Below are 17,353 nucleotides of genomic sequence, written 5' to 3'. Positions count from 1 at the left end.
TGGTCAGACTCCTGTACGGGTACGACGGGTCAGGGTGAGGTGGGCCGCGGCGGCGCCCGCCGCCAGGAGGACGAAGGCGACGATGGCGCCCGGCAGCAGGTTCTGTTCGTTCCAGGGCGCGGTGAGCAGACTGCGCATGGCTTCCAGCGGCGGGGTGAGCGGGTTGATGTCGGCAGCGTGGGCCATCCAGCCGCCGAGCTGGTCACGCGGGACGAAGGTGGCGGTGAAGAAGGAGAGCGGGAAGAAGACGAGGGTCACGGAGCCGACTGCCGAGCTGTTGCCCGTGTGGAGGCCGACCGCTGCGGCCAGCAGCAGGAACCCCGTCCCCAGCAGGACGGTGGCACCGATGAGCGCGAGGACGGCGGGGGCCCCGGATACGGGGTTCAGGCCGAGCAGCAGGCCGAGTCCGGTGAGCGCGACGGTCTGAGCGGTCAGGACGACGACGCCTGCCAGGACGGGGGCGGTGATGAGGGCCCAGCGGCCGACCGGGGTGAGCCAGAGCCGTGCGTGATAGCCCGAGCCGATGTCGCTCACGAGCAGCTGCCCCGCGGTGGCACCGCCGGTGAAGGCGGTGGTGAGCAGGCACAGCGGCAGAACGACGTCGATGTAGCGACCGCCGGGTGTGGCCGCGGCCGTGACCGAGGACAGCTGTCCCTCGTAGATGATCATGAAGAACGCGCTCGTGAGCAGCGGCGAGAGAAGCAGAGAGGGCGTACGGAGGCAGGACTTGAGCGAGCGGGCGGTCAGTGGCCCCAGGGCCGCCCACGACTTCGCTGCTGCGGGCGGGCCTGCGGGACCGGCGACGGCGGTGGTGATCGTGCTCATGCGGCAGTGGCGCCTTCCGGGGTGAGGGCCAGGCGGAGGAAAACGTCCTCCAGGCTAGGTTCGTTGACAGTCAGGGATTCGGCGTGCAGGCCCGCGGAGGCCAGGGTGAGCAGCGTCTCCCCGTCGGCTCCAGGTCGGGCGAGCCGGATGCTCACCGCGTGCGCGGCGGTTTCGGCCGTGTGGAGCTGCTCCCCCTTGGCGGCGAGCAGCTCCCGGGCCTGGCCGGCGGCGGAGGCGTCGCGGAATCGCAGGGTGAGGACACGGTCGCCGACCTCGTCCTTGAGGACATCCGGGGCGGCGGAGGCGATGAGGCGTCCGGCGCGGAGGATGCCGACGCGGTCGCAGAGCTGGTCGGCCTCTTCCAGGTACTGGGTGGTCAGCAGGACGGTGACGCCGTGGTTGGCGGCCAGTGCGCGGATCTCGTCCCACAGGTCCCGGCGGCTGGCCGGGTCGAGCCCTGTGGTGGGTTCGTCGAGGAAGAGGACGTCCGGGCGCTGGACGAGAGCGACGGCGAGGTCGACACGGCGGCGCTGACCCCCGCTGAGCTTGCCGACCGGCGTGTCCGCGAAGTCATGCGCGTCGAAAGCGGTGAGGAGCTCGGCGCAGCGTGCGCGTGCCTGCCGGGCGGTGAGCGACTGGAGCCGCCCTTGCAGGCGCAGCAGTTCACGGGCGGACATCAGAGGGTCGAGGGCAGTGCCCTGAAGGACGACTCCGGTGCGGCGGCGGACTGTTCCAGGGTCACGGGAGACGTCGGCTCCGGCGACCTGGGCCGCGCCCCGGGAGGGGCGGAGCATGGTGGTGAGCATCCGGACGGTGGTGCTCTTGCCTGAGCCGTTGGGGCCGAGCAGGCCGTAGACCTCTCCGGGGTTCACCTCCAGGTCGAGCCGGTGCACCGCGGTGTGCTCGGCGAAGTCCCGGCCGAGCCCGACGGCACGGATGGATGGGGTGGCGACGTTGTCCATGCCTAAAACCTACCTATCGATAGGTAGGTTTGCAAAACCTCAGCCCCGCTCCCCCGGTGCGGAAGAAGGTCAGGGTCTTCACGGAGGCGGAGGGCGTCGGCTCGCCCTTGCCGTCGGCTCGATCGCCGTGGTGATGAAGTCTCCCGAGTGGGGTCCGGACGTCATGACGTCCGGACTCCACTCGGGGCGGGAGTGTCAGCGCTTCATGAGAGCGAAGACGCCCCAGCTGAGGTACTCACGCCCGTAACGGGCGTAGTGGGCGGGCTCGGTGGTGAGTTCCTCCCGTACTTCGGGAGCGAGTTCGTCGTCCGGGTTCTCGTCGAGCCAGCGGCGCATGCTGAGCCACTGGGCCGCGGCGTAGCGGTCCCAGCTGTTCTGGTCGGCCAGCATCATTTCCACGACGTCGTACCCGAGTTCCTGGAACTGCTCGATCAGAGCGGGGAGGAGCAGGAAGTCGGCGACGGAGGTGGCGTGGCACGCCTTGGCGGTCTCCTCGTCCGGAGGGGTCTGCCGCCAGAACGGTTCGCCGATCAGCATCATTCCTCCCGGGCGGAGGCTGCGCTGGAGCAGCTGGGTCGTTCCGGCGACGCCGTTGCCGATCCAGGTGGCGCCCACGCAGGCGGCGAGATCAACCGGCTGGTCGGCGACGTGGCCGGCGGCGTCACCGTGGACGAACTCGACCCGGTCGGCGACGCCGAGTTCGGCGGCCCGGGCCCGGGCCTGCTCGGTGAAGAGCGTGCTGATGTCGACTCCGGTGCCCGTGAAGCCAAGGTCACGAGCCCAGGTGCACAGCATCTCGCCCGAGCCGCTGGCCAGGTCGAGCACCCGCGTCCCGGCAGGGAGGCGGAGGGATTCGCCCAGGGTGGCGAACTTGTCCGCGGTGAGCGGGTTGTGGATGCGGTGGCCGCTCTCGCGGATGGTGAAAATGCGAGGAAGGTCCATGACCGTATTCCTTTCCGTCATGCCTTGAAGTGAGGGGACTGCTTGAGGGCGCGCACCTGGCGCGAGATCTGCTTCATCGGCCGTTCCAGCTCGGCGCGCAGCCGCGCGTCGGTGCGGGCGGCGGCGTAGGTGTTCTCGCGCTGCAGCCGGTGGTAGCTGTCGAGGCGCCGCTGGGTGAGACGACCGTCCTCGACGGCGGCCAGCACCGCGCAGCCCGGCTCGGTGGTGTGGGCGCAGTCCGCGAAGCGGCAGTCGCGGGCCAGCTCAGTGATCTCTGCGAAGGTGTGCTCCAGGCCGTCGTCGGCGTCGTGCAGGCCGACGCCGCGCAGGCCCGGGCTGTCCAGGAGGACTCCGCCGTGGGGCAGCGGCACCAGTTCGCGCCAGGCGGTGGTGTGCCGGCCCTTGCCGTCGCCGCCGCGTACCGCGCCGGTGGCCAGGAGGTCCTCGCCGAGCAGGCGGTTGCCGAGGGTGGACTTGCCCGCGCCCGAGGGTCCGAGCAGGACGACCGTGCCCGACATGACGGCGGTCAGGACGTCCAGGCCTTCGCCGGTGGTGGCGCTGGTGACCAGCACCTCCACGCCCGGGGCCGCCTCGGCCACCTCTGCCGCCGCGGAGGCGGGGTCGGTGCACCGGTCGGCCTTGGTGAGCACCACCACGGGTGTGGCGCCGCTCTCCCACGCCAGGGCGAGCATCCGCTCGATCCGCCCGAGCTTGAGCGGGTCGGCGAGGGAGACGGCCACCGCCACGGTGTCGACGTTCGCGGCCAATACCTGGGCATGAGAGGTGCGCGAGGAGGTGGAGCGGACCACGGCACTCCGGCGCTCCAGCACCTCCACCACGGTGGCGGAGGTCGCCGGGCCGGCCGGACGGACGGACACCCAGTCGCCGGTGCACGGCGTCAGCCGGTCACCGGTACCTGAGGAGCGGAGGACCATCGCGCGGACGGGGCCGGTCTCGGCGACGACGTCGCACAGACCGCGCTCGGCCCGCACGACACGGCCCGGGACCAGTCCCTCGTCCCTCGACGGACCGAAGGACCGCTCACGCTCCGTGTCCCAGCCGTAGTCGACCAGAGTCAGGACGCGCGAAGGACGGGAGAGAGCAGATGGGTGTGAAGCGTGTGGGTGAAACAAGTGAAGAGACCCTTGAGAGGGGGTCTCGCCGGACGGCAGACGTGCCGGAACCACTCCCCCACAGGGGAGGCTGGCAGAGGAAAGGTCAGGCCGAGACCCGAGAGATGCGAACGAGTCGGGCACCGCACACAGCGGTGGTCACCACGACCGTCATCGCGCATCTCCTCCGATCTCCAAGAGTGGCCTGGTCGCCACTTCCACAGAAACCGTAGCATCTTCTGTGGAGCAGCATGGGAGTCGATTGAACCACCCGCCCCGGTCGCATGCGCCCCCCCTCGACGACTGCGACGATCTCGCGCAGGGACGAGAGCTGGGGCAGACGTCGCCGGCTCGGGTCCGGCGCGACGTCTTCGCTGTTCACCGCGACGGCAGGTCCGATAATCCGTTGACGCCCGCTCATGGGCCATTGCTACTGTCAGGCGTTCCGTCGGAACTACTCGGGCCTGCTGCGCCCCGGAAAGGAGTGAGTTTTGTGCCCCCGGCCCTCGCCGCGCGCGCCTCGCTGCACGGCTCCAGCCGTCCCGTCCTCCTGACCCGTCCCACCCGGACGGCTACCGGACGCGGCTTTCCGGTGCTGTGACCTGCCCACGCACCCCGTAGTCCCCGCGCACTGCGGCATACGGGGGCGTATTCGGCGAGGCCGCTCGGCCTGCTCTTGCTGTCATGACCGACTTCTCAGCAAGGAGCCCTCCGGGTGTCCAGTACCGACAAAACTCGCTCCAACACTCCGAACACCGTTCTGGCCGGCACTTTCACCTGCGCGTGGTGCGGCCTGACGGTATCCGCCGCCGCTGGCGACGGCACCCGTCGAAACCACTGCCCGTCGTGCCTGCACTCACAGCACGTTCTCGACCATGTCGAGGGCGGCCCCAGCGCATGCCAGGGCCGGATGTCGCCGATCTCCGTCGCCGTGCTGCGTACCGGTGACTGGATGGTCATCCATCGTTGCGTGCGCTGCGACGAGCTGACCTCCAGCCCCATCTGCGCCGACGACAACCAGCTCATCCTGATGCGTATGGCCGTGCGTCCGCTGGCACAACCACCGTTCCCGCTCGAAGCATTCGGCGACCTGTAGACAGGAAGGAGAAGACCCCGTGCCGAGACGAGCGAACAACTCCAGCAGACGTACGCAGAGGACCCGACGGCCACAGCGGCACAAGGACGTCCTGCACCGCCAAGGAGGGCACCGGCGACACGATTTCAGGTGCGTGGGCTGCAGACTGGACGTGTCCTTGGACGCGCCCGGCACCACCCACCGCAATCACTGTCCCAACTGCCTGGTCAGCCTGCACGTCGACCGCCGGATCCCGGGTGACCGGGCTGCGGCTTGCCGTGGACGGATGGAGGCACTGAGTATGTCCCTGCGGCCCGACGGTGAGTGGATGATCATTCACCAGTGCCAGTCCTGCGGTGAGCTCAGCGCCAACCGGATCGCCGGCGACGACAACGCACTGGCCCTGGTGCGCCTCGCGCTGAAGCCGCTGCGGGACAGCAGCATCGCCCACCGTATGCTGCTCCAGCTATGAGCTGACGGCGGCTCGCGGCGTCGTGTCGCAAGAACCGGGCAAGCGCCGCCCTTTCATGGGGCGTTCTGGATCTTGCTCTCGTCGGTGACATCGAGGCCGCACGAAGGGGCGGAGCGTACGAGCGCGGAAGTGCTCGTACGCTCCGCCCCTTCTCCAGGTCACGAGCACTGTGAGTGTCGCCTGTTTCGGTCAACGCCCCGTCAGTCGGTGCATCCGCGCGGTCGGGGCAGCTTCGTGAGGCTCCAGAGGTTGGCGAGGCTGCGTTTCACGTGTGCCCATACCTACTCGACGGGGTCTGCCGGAGGGCGACAGCCGTGGATCCCGCGTGGACGATGGTGCCGCGCTGCCACGGGCTGCGCGGCCTGCCCGGCGAGGTCGCCGACTTCCTCCGCACCACCGAGCTGGAGCCCGCCGAGCGGGCTGCGCTCGACCACGGTGACCGTACGGCGCGGCCAGGGCCACACCCTGCGGGTTGGTTGCCGAGCTGGTGGCCCGGGCTCAGGCAATGTGGCCCCCATGCTTCATGGCCGGATGGCGATTTTGATGGCCTGGCGCGTGTTCATGGCCTGGTAGGCGGTCGCTACGGCGTCCAGGGGCAGGTCGGTGGAGAGTACCGGTGAGGGGTCGAGCTGTCCGGTGAGGACTTCGGCGAGCAGGGGTTCCAGGTAGCGGCGGGCGGGAGTCACCCCGGCCCGCAGGGCGATGTTGTGGCGGAACAGCCGGTAGAGGTCGACGCGGTCCACGCCGTTGGGCACTCCGACGGAACCGATCGTGCCGCCGGGCCGGACCAGGTCGATCGCGAGGTCGAGGGCGGACTGGGTGCCCGCGCACTCGGCGACGCCGCCGGCACCGCCTTCGGTCGCGTTCCGTACGTAGTCGACCGTCGCGAGGTCGTCCGCCGCCAGGACGTCGGTCGCACCCATGTGCCGGGCCAGTTCGTCGCGGTCGGGGTGCCGACCGATGAGGATGATCCGCTCGGCTCGGGCGCGGCGGGCGGCGAGCACCGCGCACAACCCGACGGCACCATCCCCGAGGACGACCACCGTGGAGCCCGGCCGGACATCGGCCAGGACGACGGCGTGGGCACCGGTCGCCATGACGTCCGTCAGCGGAAGCAGGCGGCGCAGGAGTTCGGCATCCGCTTCTGCGCGTACCGGGACAAGCGTGTTCTCGGCGAATGGCACGCGTACGGCCTCGGCCTGGCCGCCGTCATGCCGTCCACCCCAGAAGCCGCCGTTGGGACAGGAGGTGAACAACCCGTCACGGCAAGGTCGGCAGGTGCCGTCCGCGAACGCGAACGGTGCGAGGACGAGGTCGCCCGCGCGGAGACGGGTGACGCCCGCGCCGACGTCCTCGACGACTCCGATCCACTCGTGGCCCATGCGGTCGCCCGGAGTGAACGACTCCTGGCCGCGGAACGGCCACAGGTCGGATCCGCACACGGCGGCCAGGGACACCCTCACCAACGCGTCGCTCGGTTGCTCGATCACCGGGTCGGGAACGTCGACGAGACGAACCTGCCCGACCCCTTCCAGCACGGTGGCTCTCATGGACGATCACGGTAGGCTGCCGCCGCCCGTCCGGCCATGCCATTGCGACGGGATGCCCGTGCTGCTGCCGTCGATGAGAAGGTGATTTGGGTTGTCTGTTTCCCAAACGTCGGGGACGGATGCGGTGGATCTCGCGATCATCCGTGAGCTCTCCCGCAACGCCCGTGTCAGCCTTGCCGAGTTGGGCCGCAGGGTCTCTCTCAGCCGGCCGGCGGTCGCCGAGCGGGTGCGGCGGTTGGAGGACTCCGGAGTGATCAAGGGCTACGGCGTCCACCTCGATCTCGGCCGGCTGGGGCTGGGCCTGCGAGCCCACGTTTCGCTGCGCCCCCGGCTCCGTTCCGTCCGGAACGCGCAGGACTTGCGCGACCGGCTGCTCGCCATGGGCCACGTCCTGTCGTGTGTCCACGTCACCGGGGAGAACTGCTACGAGCTGACGGTCGCGGTCCGGGGCGCGCAACACCTCGAGCAGGTCATCGAGGACCTCTCGGAGATGGGTGACACCACCACCGGCGTGGTGCTCTCCGAGCCCGTGCATCCACGTGACGTGGACATAGCTGCGTGGCTCCTACCCGAGGGCTGAGAACGACGCGCCGGGCAGGACGTGGCCGTCATTCGGGGAGCCGGGTACCCGTCACTCCGGACGGCGGGTCGGTTCGTCGTCCCAGGCCATGGAGGACATCTTCCAGCCGTCTCGGGTCCGGAGGAACTGGGTGGTCTTGTGACCGCGTCCCTCGATGGGTGCTCCGTCCCGGATGCCGGACTTACGGTACTCGCTGAACCGGTGCGCGACCGATCCGAAGATCTCGGTGCGCTGGGAGACCTCCCACTCGGAGAACTCCGTCAGCGTGCCGTCGGTGAGCATCTTGCGACGCGGTTCGACGAACGCGTCCACGTCCATGATCACGGGGTCGTTCCCGATGTTGGAGATGATCCGTCCCTCCGGGACGAAGAGTTCGCGGATGATCTCCAGATCGGGGCGCCTTCCGCCGGTGTTGGTGAAGGAGTCCATGAACAGGCCCATCAGCCGGTCTATGTCCGCCTGGTCGCCGGACGCGGACGCGGACACGAACTCGGGCTCGGGCTCGGGTGTGGACCGGATCTCTGCCGGCGGCCACTCCTGCGCCAGGACGGACCACACCTCGCTGTCGTGGCGCACCCCGCGGTACGGGTAACGCTGCCGGAGCACGCCGTCCCGGGTCATGCCCAGACGCCGGGCGGACGCGATGCTGCGGGTGTTGCCCGAGGCGACCCACCACTCGACCCTGCTCATTCCGCGCTCGGTGAAGGCCCAGTCGATCACTGCCCGGCACGCGCGGGTCACCAGTCCTCGGCCCTGCCCGGCCTCCTCCAGCCAGCAGCCGATCTCGCACACACCCGAGGAGGCGTCGAAGCGGGTGAACATGACGCCGCCGACGAGCACGTCGTCCAGCCAGATCCCGTATATCCGGCCGCTGTCGGAGGACGAGAGGTCGGCGTAGCGCTGGAGGGTCGACCTGGCCGAGGCCAGGTCGGTGGTGAGCGACGCCCAGGGGATCCACGGGTCGACCAGCGGGCGGGCCCGGTCGATGTGCGCCAGGAACTCCGGGGCCTGCCAGGGCTCCAGGGGACGCAGTTGTGCGCGGTCGTCGAGCGGGGTGGTGAACATGGGCGTTCCGCCTTCCGGGACGGGTCGGGTCGGCCGATGACGCAGGCGGAGGAGCTGCCCGCGGTCACATGGCAAGGAGCGTACGTAACAAGCGTTTGGTATGTAGGCTAGCCGCATGGCGCCCCCCGCACCCGGAGATCACGAAGCCCGCCGCAAGGACGTGTCCGAGGCGGTGTGGCGCGTCCTTGCCGCCAAGGGATTCCATGGGCTGACGCTGCGCGCCGTCGCCGCCGAGATGGGCGTCTCGACCGGCATGCTGACGCACTACTTCCCGAGCAAGCGGGCCCTTGTCACGCACGCGCTGGACCTGCTGGAACAGGACACGGCCAAACGCCCGCGCCGGACTCCCCCCGCCGACGGCCTGCCCACCGTGCGGGCCATGCTGCTCGACATCCTGCCGCTGACCCCGGCCGACGCCGCCCGCAATCGCGTCTGGGTCGGCTCCTGGGACCTGTCCCTCGCCGACGAGGCGCTGGCGGCCCAACAGGGCGACCGATACGCGAGGTTGCGCGACGGCTTCCGTCCTCATCTGGAGACGGCACGTGACCTCGGGGAGATCTCCGCGACGGCAGACACGGGCCAACTGGCCGCCGCTGCCGTCGCCTTCGTCCACGGACTCGTCGTACAGGCCCTCTTCGACCCCGGACGGTTTCCCGAGGACGTGCAGATCGCCATGGTCGACGACTTCGTCGCCCGGCTCGCCGGGCCGGGGCACACCGCTTAGACCCTGGGCCCAGGTTCGCGGCTCGCACCGCTTCGGGTGTGTCGGTCGGGTCCCTGGCCCCGGCTCGGGGAAGGAGCCGGAGTAGGCGTCGGCGTTGTTGGCGGTCATCGCCTTCGGGAGTCCCGGCGGCTGCGCCATGAGGAACAGGTGGTAGCCGACCGCCGCCGGGGCACCGTGCGGGACGTTCCCCATGCCCAGGGTCGGCACCACGGCGAGGATGCCCAGGTGTGTGCTCGTCGGCGAGCTGCTCGGCGACGTGCCACCACGTCAGGTGGGGCTGCGGAAGCCGTGCAGCAGCACGCCCGGCTGCCGCTGCCGTCGACGGCAGCGGCCGGCTCCATCTCGTCGACGACCTGCCAGCCTGCCACTATCCACGGCCCGATGCTTTCCGAAGACGGACCCTAGTCGTGAAAGGCGGTGGTCGACTCGAGCGGGGCCCGCTCGGTCCTGACCTGGTTCACCGGCGCCGACTCGTCGGCGTACCCGAAGGAGATGCCGACGAGCAGCCTGCCTGCGGTGACGCCGAGTTCGGTGCGGACGGTGTCGGCGTAGAAGCTCAGCAGCCCCTGTGGGCAACTGTCCACGCCGTACGCCGTCATGGCCAGGAGGAGCGTCTGCATGTACGCACCGACATCCGCTGCCAGTCGAGCTTCGCCGTCGCCCTGGACGAAGAGGAAGGCGGCGTGGGGTGCGCCGTAGAACCGCAGACTTTCCGAGTCGTAGGCCGTACGTGCCGTGTGATCGCCGGATCCGATGCCCAGCGCACCGTACAGTTCGGCGCCGAACGCCACTCGGCGTTCCTGGTGAACCGGCGCGTACATCCCCTCGGAATACGGGTAGTCCACGGAAGTGCGCCGCTCGGCGTGAGCTGTCCGCAGAGCATCGGCCAGGCGCTGACGTGCGGCGCCGCTCACCACCTCCACCTGCCACGGTTGGGCGTTGGAGTTGGACGGCGCGGCGCCGGCCAGCGAGAAGATGTCGCGCATCGTGTCCTCGGGTACGGGTTCCGGACGGAACGCGCGGGTCGCGCGGCGACCGCGTATCAGCTCCTCCGCGCAGCCGCTCAGCTCGGTGGTGACAAACCTGGCCATCAAGGCTCCTCACGGCATCCGGACGGCGCGGGCGCGGCGGGCGGGAGCGCGTCCTGGCCGCCGCCGACCGGCTGTTCGCGATCCAGGGCATCGGCGCGACCGGCATGGAGCAGGTCGCCGAGGCGGCGCCGGTGTCCAAGCGAACGCTCTACGCGCACTTCCGCACCAAGAACGACCTCGTCATCGCCCACCTGCAGGATCTCGTCCGGTCGGGGGCCACCCTGGAAGCCGTACTGACCCGTTCGGATGTCGCTCCCCGTGAGCGGATCCGCCGCCTGTTCGACCAGCCGGCGGCCGACGCGACTTTGGTGCGCGGGTGTCCGTTCATCGATGCCGCCGCGGAGTTCCCCGACCCGGAGAGCGCGGTGCATTCCTACGCCCGAGAGCAGAAGCTGCGCATGGTGCAGCTGATCGCCGCGGTGCTGACGGAGCTGGGCTGCCGCGAACCCCTGTCACTCGCCGAGCAACTGGCCACCCTCGCGGACGGAGCGGCCAGCCGCGCCATGGTGTTGAACGAGGCGGACTACGGTCGCCACGCGCGGGCGGCGGCGGAGGTCCTGCTCGACCGGGCTCTTTCGGGAGGGAGGGAGCAGGGCTGACGAGGCGGACGCCGTCGCAGCGCTGCGGACCCACGAGACCTGTCACCGGCAGACGGTGCATCCGAGGGATGCAGAACCCGCGCACTCGACCCGGCGATCCCCGTCACCACACGGTGGGACGCCATCTTCCGCCGTCGGCCGGGCCCGCCCACCGGCGTTCCGGTCACTACGCGTCAGGGTGGACGCGTGAGAGGTGGTAACCGCCCTCGTGGAGGGCGACACGGCCGGCTGTGGGCGGGGCGAAATGGGTGCCCAGGAGGAGGGTGTCCGTGCCGGCGAGGGAGGCGAGCAGGGTGCGGCGCGAGGTCTCGGACTGCTGGGGGTCGATGTCGACGCACGCACCGATGGCGGGGTGGGCGAGTTGGACGGGGTGGTGGATGCTGTCGCCGGTGACCACTGCCTTCCGGCCGTGGCTGGTCAGTTGGACGGCAACATGTCCGGGGGTGTGGCCGGGAGTGGGCAGCAGGCGCAGTCCGGGGACGATGTCGGCACCCTCGGCGGGGACGTCGAGGAGGTCGAGCAGCCCTGCCTCTTCCACCGGGAGCACTGAGTCCCGGAACATCTGTGCGCGTGCCTCGTCCATATCGTATCCGGCCCAGAACTCCCGCTCGGTGCGGGTGGTCAGGTAGCGGGCGCGGGGAAAGGTCGGAACCCACTCACCGTGCGCCAACCGCGTGTTCCAGCCGACGTGGTCGGCATGCAGGTGGGTGAGGATCACCAGGTCGATCGAGTCCGGGGGGTATCCGGCGGCGGCCAGGTTGCGGAGGTAGCCGGTGTCCAGGTCGTGCCAGGCCGGGTTGGCGCGCTGCTTGCCGTTGCCGATGCCGGTGTCGACCAGGATCCGCAGGCCGTCGAGGGTGAGGGCGAAGCTGTGACTGTCGATGCGGAGGGTGCCCTTGTCGTCAGCGAAGTGCGGGTGGAGCCAGTCGTGCGAGGCGACGAGGCCCGGGGTGGCATCGGGCAGCAGCCAGGGGCCGGTGGCGGGGGGCAAGGGGGTCTCGTCGATGCGGTGGACGGTGACGTCACCCACGAGCCAGGAGGGTGTGGCGGTCGGGCGGGTGGCGGGTGCGGTGTTCATGATCATGCTGTCCTTCAGGGTCTCGTCAGGTGAGCGCGGACAAGTGCCAGGCGTCCTGGTGGTGGAGAGAGCGTCGCGGGCGCACTCGATGCCGCGAGGAACGTGACCAGGACCGCGGCGTTCAGGGCGAAGGACCCCGCAGGGCGCGCCACGCAGGCGGCCATGGAGGGGCTGGAGGGCGGGAGCTTCCGGAGTGAGGCGGGGGGAGGGCGCGGGAGTCCTCACCCCCTCACCATTAAAAGCTATTCGTTTGCGTTAATGCACCGTAGCCCCCTACAGTCCTCTAAAGCAAACGGTTAGCTTTTATGGCGGGTGGCGGGTGATGCGGTGCATCGGCCCTGCGCGACCCACAACCCGCTGAGGCGGGTCCGGGAGGCGCCCGGATGCGGGAGGCCCGCAACCCGCAGAGGAAGGAAGTCCATGTCCATGTCTGCCGCGAAACTCTCCCCGCCCGAGGCGGCCCGCTGGGCCGCCCGTGGCGGGCTCCCGCTGTCGGCCGACCGCCATGCCGCGGTCGCGGCCGTCGCCGACCACATCCACTCGGTCGTCGCCGTCCTGCGCGAGCTGGACTTCGGCGACACCCCACCCGCCCCTGTCTACCGAGCGGGAGAGGAGACGCACGATGCAGCCGTATGAACTCACGCTGACCGCAGCCGCCGAGGCGATCCGCACCCGCCGCCTGTCCCCCGTAGAACTGACCGATTCCGTCCTGGAGCGCATCGCACAGAGGGAACCGGATCTTCACGCCTATGTGAGCGTCGCCGCCGACCGCGCCCGCAGCGCGGCGCGTGACGCCGAACGCGACATCGCGGCCGACCGCCGACGCGGTCCACTGCACGGCATCCCCGCAGGCCTCAAAGATCTGATCGACGTTGCGGGTTCGGCGACGACGGCCAGCTCCCGTGTCCGCGCAGGCCACCGCGCGAGCACCGACAGCACGGTCGCCGCCCGACTGGCACGGGCCGGCGCGGTCCTGCTGGGGAAGACACACACGCACGAGTTCGCCTACGGCCTGACCACCCCGCAGACACACAACGCCTGGGACACGGACCGGGTCGCCGGCGGCTCGAGCGGCGGGTCGGCCGTCGCCGTCGCCGCGGGTATGGCCACCTTCGCTCTGGGTACCGACACCGGCGGATCCATCAGGGTGCCTTCCGCGCTCAACGGCGTGGTCGGCCTCAAGCCGACCTACGGCCTTCTGCCCCGCCGCGGCGTCACGTCGCTGTCCTGGTCACTGGACCACGTCGGCCCGATCACCCGCACCGTCGAGGACGCGGCCCTGGTCCTGACCGCGCTGGCCGGTCACGACCGGCGCGATCCCGCCACGCTGTCCGCACCCGCCAAGGACTACCGGCCGCGGGCCGGCACAGATCTGACGGGGCTGCGGGTCGGCGTGCCGCGCACCTACTACTTCGACCACGTGGACCCCGAGACCGAAGAAGCCGTGCGCCGCGCCATCGACCAGCTCCGGGATCTTGGTGCCCGCCTCGTCGAGGTGGAGATCCCCATGACGCGGTACGTCCAGGCCATCCAGTGGGGGCTGATGGTGCCCGAGGCCACCGCTTACCACGAGCACACCCTGCGCACGGTCCCTGACCTCTACCAGGCCGACGTCCGCGTCCTCCTCGAAGCCGGCGAACTGATGACCGCGGGGGACTATCTGCGTGCCCAGCGTGCCCGCACCCTCATGCGGCAGGCATGGGCCCGGATGTTCACGGAGGTCGACCTCGTCGCCGCTCCCGCCGTCCCGGCCACCGCCGTCAGAGCCGGTCAGGAGACCATCACCTGGGCCGACGGGAGTGTCGAAAGCGTCTCCGACGCCTACGTACGCCTCTCGTCCCCCGCCAACATCACCGGAGCCCCCTCCCTGTCCCTGCCCGTGGGGCACGACAGCACGGGGCTGCCGATCGGCATGCAGCTGCTCGGGCGGCCACTCGAAGAGGACGTGCTCCTGCGGGCCGGCCACGCCTACGAACAGACCCGGCCCGCCTCCGCACTCGCACACGCTGCGTGAACCAACGCCCGCAGCCCGCGGCCGGCACGGTCACGGGCTGCGGAGCGCGGAACCCGGAACCCGGAACCGGAGTGCCGGGGAGTGAGAGGCAGCGACGCGTCGGCAGACGTTGACCTGCCCGGCGACCACCCAGGCCAGGTGGACGTGGCCGCCCACAACCCGCCAGACGCAACGCGTTCGCCTTAAGATGGATCCCCATGAGCAGGCAGATGGTACGCCCCGGTGGACGCAGCGCCCGCGTCCAGGCGTCAGTACACGCCGCCGTACGCGAACTCGCCGAGGAAGTGGGCCGCGACGCCCTGACCGTGCCGATGATCGCCCAGCGCGCGGGCGTCACACCGTCGACCGTCTACCGCCGCTGGGGAGACCTGCAGGAACTGCTCTCCGACGTGGCGGTCGAGCACCTGCGTCCCGAAACCGCGCCCGCGGACCACGGCAGCCTGCCGACCGACCTGGCAGCCTGGGCCGAAGAGTTCCTCGACGAAATGTCCTCCCCCGCCGGACGCGCCTACATCCGCGACGCCCTCCTCGGCGATCCCGCCGGCGGCAACGCCGGCCAGTGCTCCGCCTACGCCGCCCAGCAGATCGATCTCGTCCTCACCCGCGCCCGTGAACGCGGAGAGGAAACGCCCGGCGTCGAGACCGTCATCGACCGCGTCGTCGCCCCCCTCATGTACCGCATCCTCTTCCGCCCGCAGGAACTCGGCGCCCCTTACGCACGCCGCCTTGTCGCCGCACTCCTCGACCCCAGCGCCTCCCGCTTCACCGCTGCACGGCAAAGCCCGAGGAGGAGCTGAAGCACGACCACTTCCGGCGCTCGGATTCGCCAGGGCCGAGCCCGGTCGGGCGTTGGTGAGTACCATCACGAAGCACATCACGAAGCAGACAAAGGGGACACGCTTGCGGCTGATACGCGGAACCACAGACCAGCCACAGCCCTACGCCGGCACGCTCACCCCGCCCCGTGTCGCGCGCCTCAAGCCGATGGTGTGACCGCCATGAGTGACGGCATCGCGTGGATAGGCGCACACCACCACACCCCCGACGCCCCGAGCGTGCGGGGCATGCGCGGCGGGATCTCCCTCACCCTGGCCAGAGGAGTAGAGCAGGACGAGTTCCTGATCAACCTGGGCGCCGACCTCGACGAGCTGGACACCCGCCTCCACTATGCCGAACTACGCGCCCCGGCTACAGTGCCCGGCCGGCCGAGCCCTTCGGTGAACGCCGTCATGTACGGCACATCCGGGGAATGGACGTATGTGCTGGAGAACTGGGGCATGGCCACCTGGTCCATGGGCTATCAGGGCAGGGTGGAGTCGATGCTGCCCTGCGAGGGTGAAGAGATCCTCTGCCTGACCCTCAACCGGTTCCGCCCCCCGGCTCTGATCATCCACGCCCCCGGCGACGGAAGCGCCTACCGCGCCGACTTCGGCACCACCACAAGCCGAGGCAGCGCCCTCGACCAGGCCCTCGCCTCCGCCGGTGCCGAGTACCCCTCGATACCCGACGCCAGCGCGGATGAGGTGGTGGCCTACTACGAGGAACACGGCGAGCGTCTTCCCGAGCTGGTGTTCACCGCCGTGGGCGCCTACACAGGCGTGAGTATCGACCAGGGCGCCGTGACCGCCGGTGACCTCCCTGGACTGCTCATCCTCCAGCCGTGATGTCCCGCAACGCATACAGCGACCGGTCCCGCCCCTGACCGCCGCCGACACCGTAACGGAATGCCGGGAGCACTCCTCAGTGATCCGTGTGGTTCCCCGCCCACACTGTGGGGGTCCGGCCCGACCAGGGGCTTGCCTGTTCGAGTTGTCCGGCGAGACGGAAGAGGCGATCTTCGAGCCCGTATCCGGCGGCGAACTGCATGCCGATCGGGAGTCCCGTCTCCGTGTCGGCCGTCACAGGCACGGACATGGCAGGCGTGCCCGCCACATTGAACGCCGCGGTGAACGGCGAAAGATCCAAGAGGTGCCGAAGCCAGCCGAGGCCGTCCAGCGTCTCCGCGCCCTGCGCATGAGTGCCCAGGAGCAGGGGAAGCTCCGGCACGGTCGGGGTGAGCAATATGTCGTGGGTGGCGAAGTACCGCGCCAGGCTTCGGGCGATCCGGTTGCGGATTTCGAGAGCGGTGACGAACTGGGCGCCGGTGACCCGCTGCCCGTAGTGGTAGCTGGCCAGGATGGGCGGCTCCAGGGTCGAGGAGTCGATGGGCCGGTCGAAGGCGGCGGCCAGCTCGTCGACCGAGGCCGTGAGATTCGCCGTCCACTGACGGGCGCTGGCCAGGACGAACTCCTCCCAGTCGACCCCCAGGTCGACCTCGGTCTCCTCCACCTGGTGGCCGAGGGACTCGAGCAGACGCGTGGTGCGGGAGAGCGCGTCGGCCACCGGCGTGGTCGTGCGGCGCCCACCCCATGCCTGGGTGAGGACGCCGATCCGCAGCGAGCCCGGGTGCCGGGTGACCTCCTGCGCGTACGGCCGGGACGGCTCCTGGGCGAAGTACGGGTCACCCGGTTCCGGGCCGCGGATCTGGTCGAGCAGTGTCGCGCTGTCGCGCACGGTGCGGCTGACACTGCCGTGCACCACCAGGCCGTTGAAGAGTTCGTCGAAGTAGGGGCCCATGGAGACCCGGCCACGGGTGGGCTTCAACCCGAACAGGCCGTTGTGGGCGGCGGGGACGCGGATCGAGCCGGCAGCGTCGGTGGCGTGCGCGATCGGGACCACTCCGGCCGCGACAGCCGCGCCGGCGCCCCCGCTGGAGCCGCCCGCGCTGCGCGCCGGGTCCCACGGGTTGCGGGTCGCGCCGTACAACACTGGCTCCGTCGTGTTGCTGTAGGCCATCTCCGGTGTCGCGGTACGCCCGAACGTCACGAGTCCGGCGCGACGGAAGCGCCGCATCAGGGAGGAGTCGGCGCCGGAGACATTGCCGGCCGCGAGACGGCTACCCAGCTCCATCCGCTTCCCGGCCATGGAGACCCCGATGTCCTTGATCAGGAAGGGGACCCCGGCCAGCGGTGCGCTGCCGGGGCTGGGCTCGTCGTCGGTCGGCCATGTCTCCACGATGGCGTTGATCTGAGGATTGACCGCCTGCGCGGCCTCGCGTGCGGCTGCTTCCAGTTCGGCGGGGGTCACCTCACCTTCAGCCACCAGCTCCGCGAGCCCGACCGCGTCGAAGCTCACGTACTCAGTAATTCTCACTGCGACTCCCCTCGAAAAACGGTACCAGCCAGTCCCGCACCATACCCCACGGTAACGTGCGGGACAGGCGGG

The 17,353-nt window shown here is 70.2% G+C and carries 18 protein-coding genes; 9 read left to right on the top strand and 9 right to left on the bottom strand.

Annotated elements, in window-relative coordinates:
* Positions 1-3: 3 nt before the first annotated feature.
* The 4 genes from ACFIF2_RS34150 to rsgA form a co-directional block, all read right to left on the bottom strand.
* Positions 4-825, bottom strand: coding sequence for an ABC transporter permease (locus ACFIF2_RS34150; protein WP_395577173.1), 822 nt, complete (start codon positions 823-825; stop codon positions 4-6).
* Complete coding sequence (locus ACFIF2_RS34145; protein ID WP_395577172.1) at positions 822-1,787, bottom strand: ATP-binding cassette domain-containing protein; 966 nt, start codon at positions 1,785-1,787, stop codon at positions 822-824. Before ACFIF2_RS34145 ends, ACFIF2_RS34150 begins: the two co-directional genes overlap by 4 nt.
* Before the next feature lie 195 nt (positions 1,788-1,982).
* Positions 1,983-2,729 carry an SAM-dependent methyltransferase gene (locus ACFIF2_RS34140; RefSeq protein WP_395577171.1) on the bottom strand — a complete coding sequence of 249 codons (747 nt, stop codon included), beginning with the start codon at positions 2,727-2,729 and terminating at the stop codon, positions 1,983-1,985.
* A 17-nt stretch (positions 2,730-2,746) separates the two neighbouring features.
* Positions 2,747-3,862 carry a ribosome small subunit-dependent GTPase A gene (rsgA, locus tag ACFIF2_RS34135; protein WP_395577170.1) on the bottom strand — a complete coding sequence of 372 codons (1,116 nt, stop codon included), beginning with the start codon at positions 3,860-3,862 and terminating at the stop codon, positions 2,747-2,749.
* 694 nt (positions 3,863-4,556) lie between these two features.
* On the opposite strand from rsgA, the gene ACFIF2_RS34130 reads away from it, so the two are divergent.
* Both ACFIF2_RS34130 and ACFIF2_RS34125 read left to right on the top strand, forming a co-directional pair.
* Positions 4,557-4,937, top strand: a complete 381-nt coding sequence (locus ACFIF2_RS34130) for an RNHCP domain-containing protein (RefSeq protein WP_395577169.1) — start codon at positions 4,557-4,559, stop codon at positions 4,935-4,937.
* A gap of 19 nt (positions 4,938-4,956) precedes the next feature.
* Positions 4,957-5,388 carry an RNHCP domain-containing protein gene (locus tag ACFIF2_RS34125; RefSeq protein WP_395577168.1) on the top strand — a complete coding sequence of 144 codons (432 nt, stop codon included), beginning with the start codon at positions 4,957-4,959 and terminating at the stop codon, positions 5,386-5,388.
* Positions 5,389-5,909: 521 nt separating this feature from the next.
* On the opposite strand, the gene ACFIF2_RS34120 is transcribed toward ACFIF2_RS34125, so the two are convergent.
* Positions 5,910-6,938: an alcohol dehydrogenase catalytic domain-containing protein gene (locus ACFIF2_RS34120; protein WP_395577167.1), complete on the bottom strand. Its 1,029-nt coding sequence runs from the start codon at positions 6,936-6,938 to the stop codon at positions 5,910-5,912.
* Positions 6,939-7,062: 124 nt separating this feature from the next.
* Here ACFIF2_RS34120 and ACFIF2_RS34115 point away from each other — a divergent pair, with 124 nt between their 5' ends.
* Complete coding sequence (locus ACFIF2_RS34115) at positions 7,063-7,518, top strand: Lrp/AsnC family transcriptional regulator (RefSeq protein ID WP_395577166.1); 456 nt, start codon at positions 7,063-7,065, stop codon at positions 7,516-7,518.
* 51 nt (positions 7,519-7,569) lie between these two features.
* Here the strand turns inward: ACFIF2_RS34115 and ACFIF2_RS34110 are convergent, their stop codons facing one another.
* Entirely contained in the window at positions 7,570-8,583 is a 1,014-nt protein-coding gene (locus ACFIF2_RS34110; RefSeq protein WP_395577165.1) for a GNAT family N-acetyltransferase, read from the bottom strand.
* Positions 8,584-8,698: 115 nt separating this feature from the next.
* Between ACFIF2_RS34110 and ACFIF2_RS34105 the strand changes: the two genes are divergently transcribed.
* The gene (locus tag ACFIF2_RS34105) at positions 8,699-9,307 is read left to right on the top strand and encodes a TetR/AcrR family transcriptional regulator (protein WP_395577164.1); all 609 of its coding nucleotides are present in this window, start codon (positions 8,699-8,701) and stop codon (positions 9,305-9,307) included.
* Positions 9,308-9,708: 401 nt separating this feature from the next.
* On the opposite strand, the gene ACFIF2_RS34100 is transcribed toward ACFIF2_RS34105, so the two are convergent.
* A complete protein-coding gene (locus tag ACFIF2_RS34100) occupies positions 9,709-10,398 on the bottom strand; it encodes a nitroreductase (RefSeq protein ID WP_395577163.1) in 690 nt (229 codons plus the stop codon).
* Between the two features lie 53 nt (positions 10,399-10,451).
* On the opposite strand from ACFIF2_RS34100, the gene ACFIF2_RS34095 reads away from it, so the two are divergent.
* On the top strand, positions 10,452-10,997 hold the full coding sequence (locus ACFIF2_RS34095; protein WP_395577194.1) for a TetR family transcriptional regulator: 546 nt from the start codon (positions 10,452-10,454) through the stop codon (positions 10,995-10,997).
* Positions 10,998-11,163: 166 nt separating this feature from the next.
* Here ACFIF2_RS34095 and ACFIF2_RS34090 read toward each other — a convergent pair whose 3' ends face one another.
* Positions 11,164-12,075, bottom strand: coding sequence for an MBL fold metallo-hydrolase (locus ACFIF2_RS34090; RefSeq protein ID WP_395577162.1), 912 nt, complete (start codon positions 12,073-12,075; stop codon positions 11,164-11,166).
* A 426-nt stretch (positions 12,076-12,501) separates the two neighbouring features.
* Here ACFIF2_RS34090 and ACFIF2_RS34085 point away from each other — a divergent pair, with 426 nt between their 5' ends.
* The 4 genes from ACFIF2_RS34085 (at position 12,502) to ACFIF2_RS34070 (ending at position 15,753) form a co-directional block, all read left to right on the top strand.
* Complete coding sequence (locus ACFIF2_RS34085) at positions 12,502-12,711, top strand: hypothetical protein (RefSeq protein ID WP_395577161.1); 210 nt, start codon at positions 12,502-12,504, stop codon at positions 12,709-12,711.
* Positions 12,698-14,089, top strand: coding sequence for an amidase (locus ACFIF2_RS34080; protein WP_395577160.1), 1,392 nt, complete (start codon positions 12,698-12,700; stop codon positions 14,087-14,089). Before ACFIF2_RS34085 ends, ACFIF2_RS34080 begins: the two co-directional genes overlap by 14 nt.
* A 197-nt stretch (positions 14,090-14,286) precedes the next feature.
* On the top strand, positions 14,287-14,886 hold the full coding sequence (locus tag ACFIF2_RS34075) for a TetR/AcrR family transcriptional regulator (RefSeq protein ID WP_395577159.1): 600 nt from the start codon (positions 14,287-14,289) through the stop codon (positions 14,884-14,886).
* 201 nt (positions 14,887-15,087) lie between these two features.
* Complete coding sequence (locus ACFIF2_RS34070) at positions 15,088-15,753, top strand: hypothetical protein (protein ID WP_395577158.1); 666 nt, start codon at positions 15,088-15,090, stop codon at positions 15,751-15,753.
* Between the two features lie 76 nt (positions 15,754-15,829).
* Here the strand turns inward: ACFIF2_RS34070 and ACFIF2_RS34065 are convergent, their stop codons facing one another.
* Positions 15,830-17,281: an amidase gene (locus ACFIF2_RS34065; RefSeq protein ID WP_395577157.1), complete on the bottom strand. Its 1,452-nt coding sequence runs from the start codon at positions 17,279-17,281 to the stop codon at positions 15,830-15,832.
* Positions 17,282-17,353 lie beyond the last annotated feature (72 nt).

The organism is Streptomyces sp. BK79 (genome assembly GCF_044142145.1).
GTDB lineage: Bacteria > Actinomycetota > Actinomycetes > Streptomycetales > Streptomycetaceae > Streptomyces.
This window is presented reverse-complemented; position numbering and strand designations above follow the sequence as displayed.

Coding starts and splice junctions, on each gene's coding strand:
- ACFIF2_RS34150 (WP_395577173.1), bottom strand. CDS start 825: ATGAGCACGATCACCACCGCCGTCGCCGGTCCCGCAGGCCCGCCCGCA.
- ACFIF2_RS34145 (WP_395577172.1), bottom strand. CDS start 1,787: ATGGACAACGTCGCCACCCCATCCATCCGTGCCGTCGGGCTCGGCCGG.
- ACFIF2_RS34140 (WP_395577171.1), bottom strand. CDS start 2,729: ATGGACCTTCCTCGCATTTTCACCATCCGCGAGAGCGGCCACCGCATC.
- ACFIF2_RS34120 (WP_395577167.1), bottom strand. CDS start 6,938: ATGAGAGCCACCGTGCTGGAAGGGGTCGGGCAGGTTCGTCTCGTCGAC.
- ACFIF2_RS34110 (WP_395577165.1), bottom strand. CDS start 8,583: ATGTTCACCACCCCGCTCGACGACCGCGCACAACTGCGTCCCCTGGAG.
- ACFIF2_RS34105 (WP_395577164.1), top strand. CDS start 8,699: ATGGCGCCCCCCGCACCCGGAGATCACGAAGCCCGCCGCAAGGACGTG.
- ACFIF2_RS34100 (WP_395577163.1), bottom strand. CDS start 10,398: ATGGCCAGGTTTGTCACCACCGAGCTGAGCGGCTGCGCGGAGGAGCTG.
- ACFIF2_RS34090 (WP_395577162.1), bottom strand. CDS start 12,075: ATGAACACCGCACCCGCCACCCGCCCGACCGCCACACCCTCCTGGCTC.
- ACFIF2_RS34085 (WP_395577161.1), top strand. CDS start 12,502: ATGTCTGCCGCGAAACTCTCCCCGCCCGAGGCGGCCCGCTGGGCCGCC.
- ACFIF2_RS34080 (WP_395577160.1), top strand. CDS start 12,698: ATGCAGCCGTATGAACTCACGCTGACCGCAGCCGCCGAGGCGATCCGC.
- ACFIF2_RS34075 (WP_395577159.1), top strand. CDS start 14,287: ATGAGCAGGCAGATGGTACGCCCCGGTGGACGCAGCGCCCGCGTCCAG.
- ACFIF2_RS34070 (WP_395577158.1), top strand. CDS start 15,088: ATGAGTGACGGCATCGCGTGGATAGGCGCACACCACCACACCCCCGAC.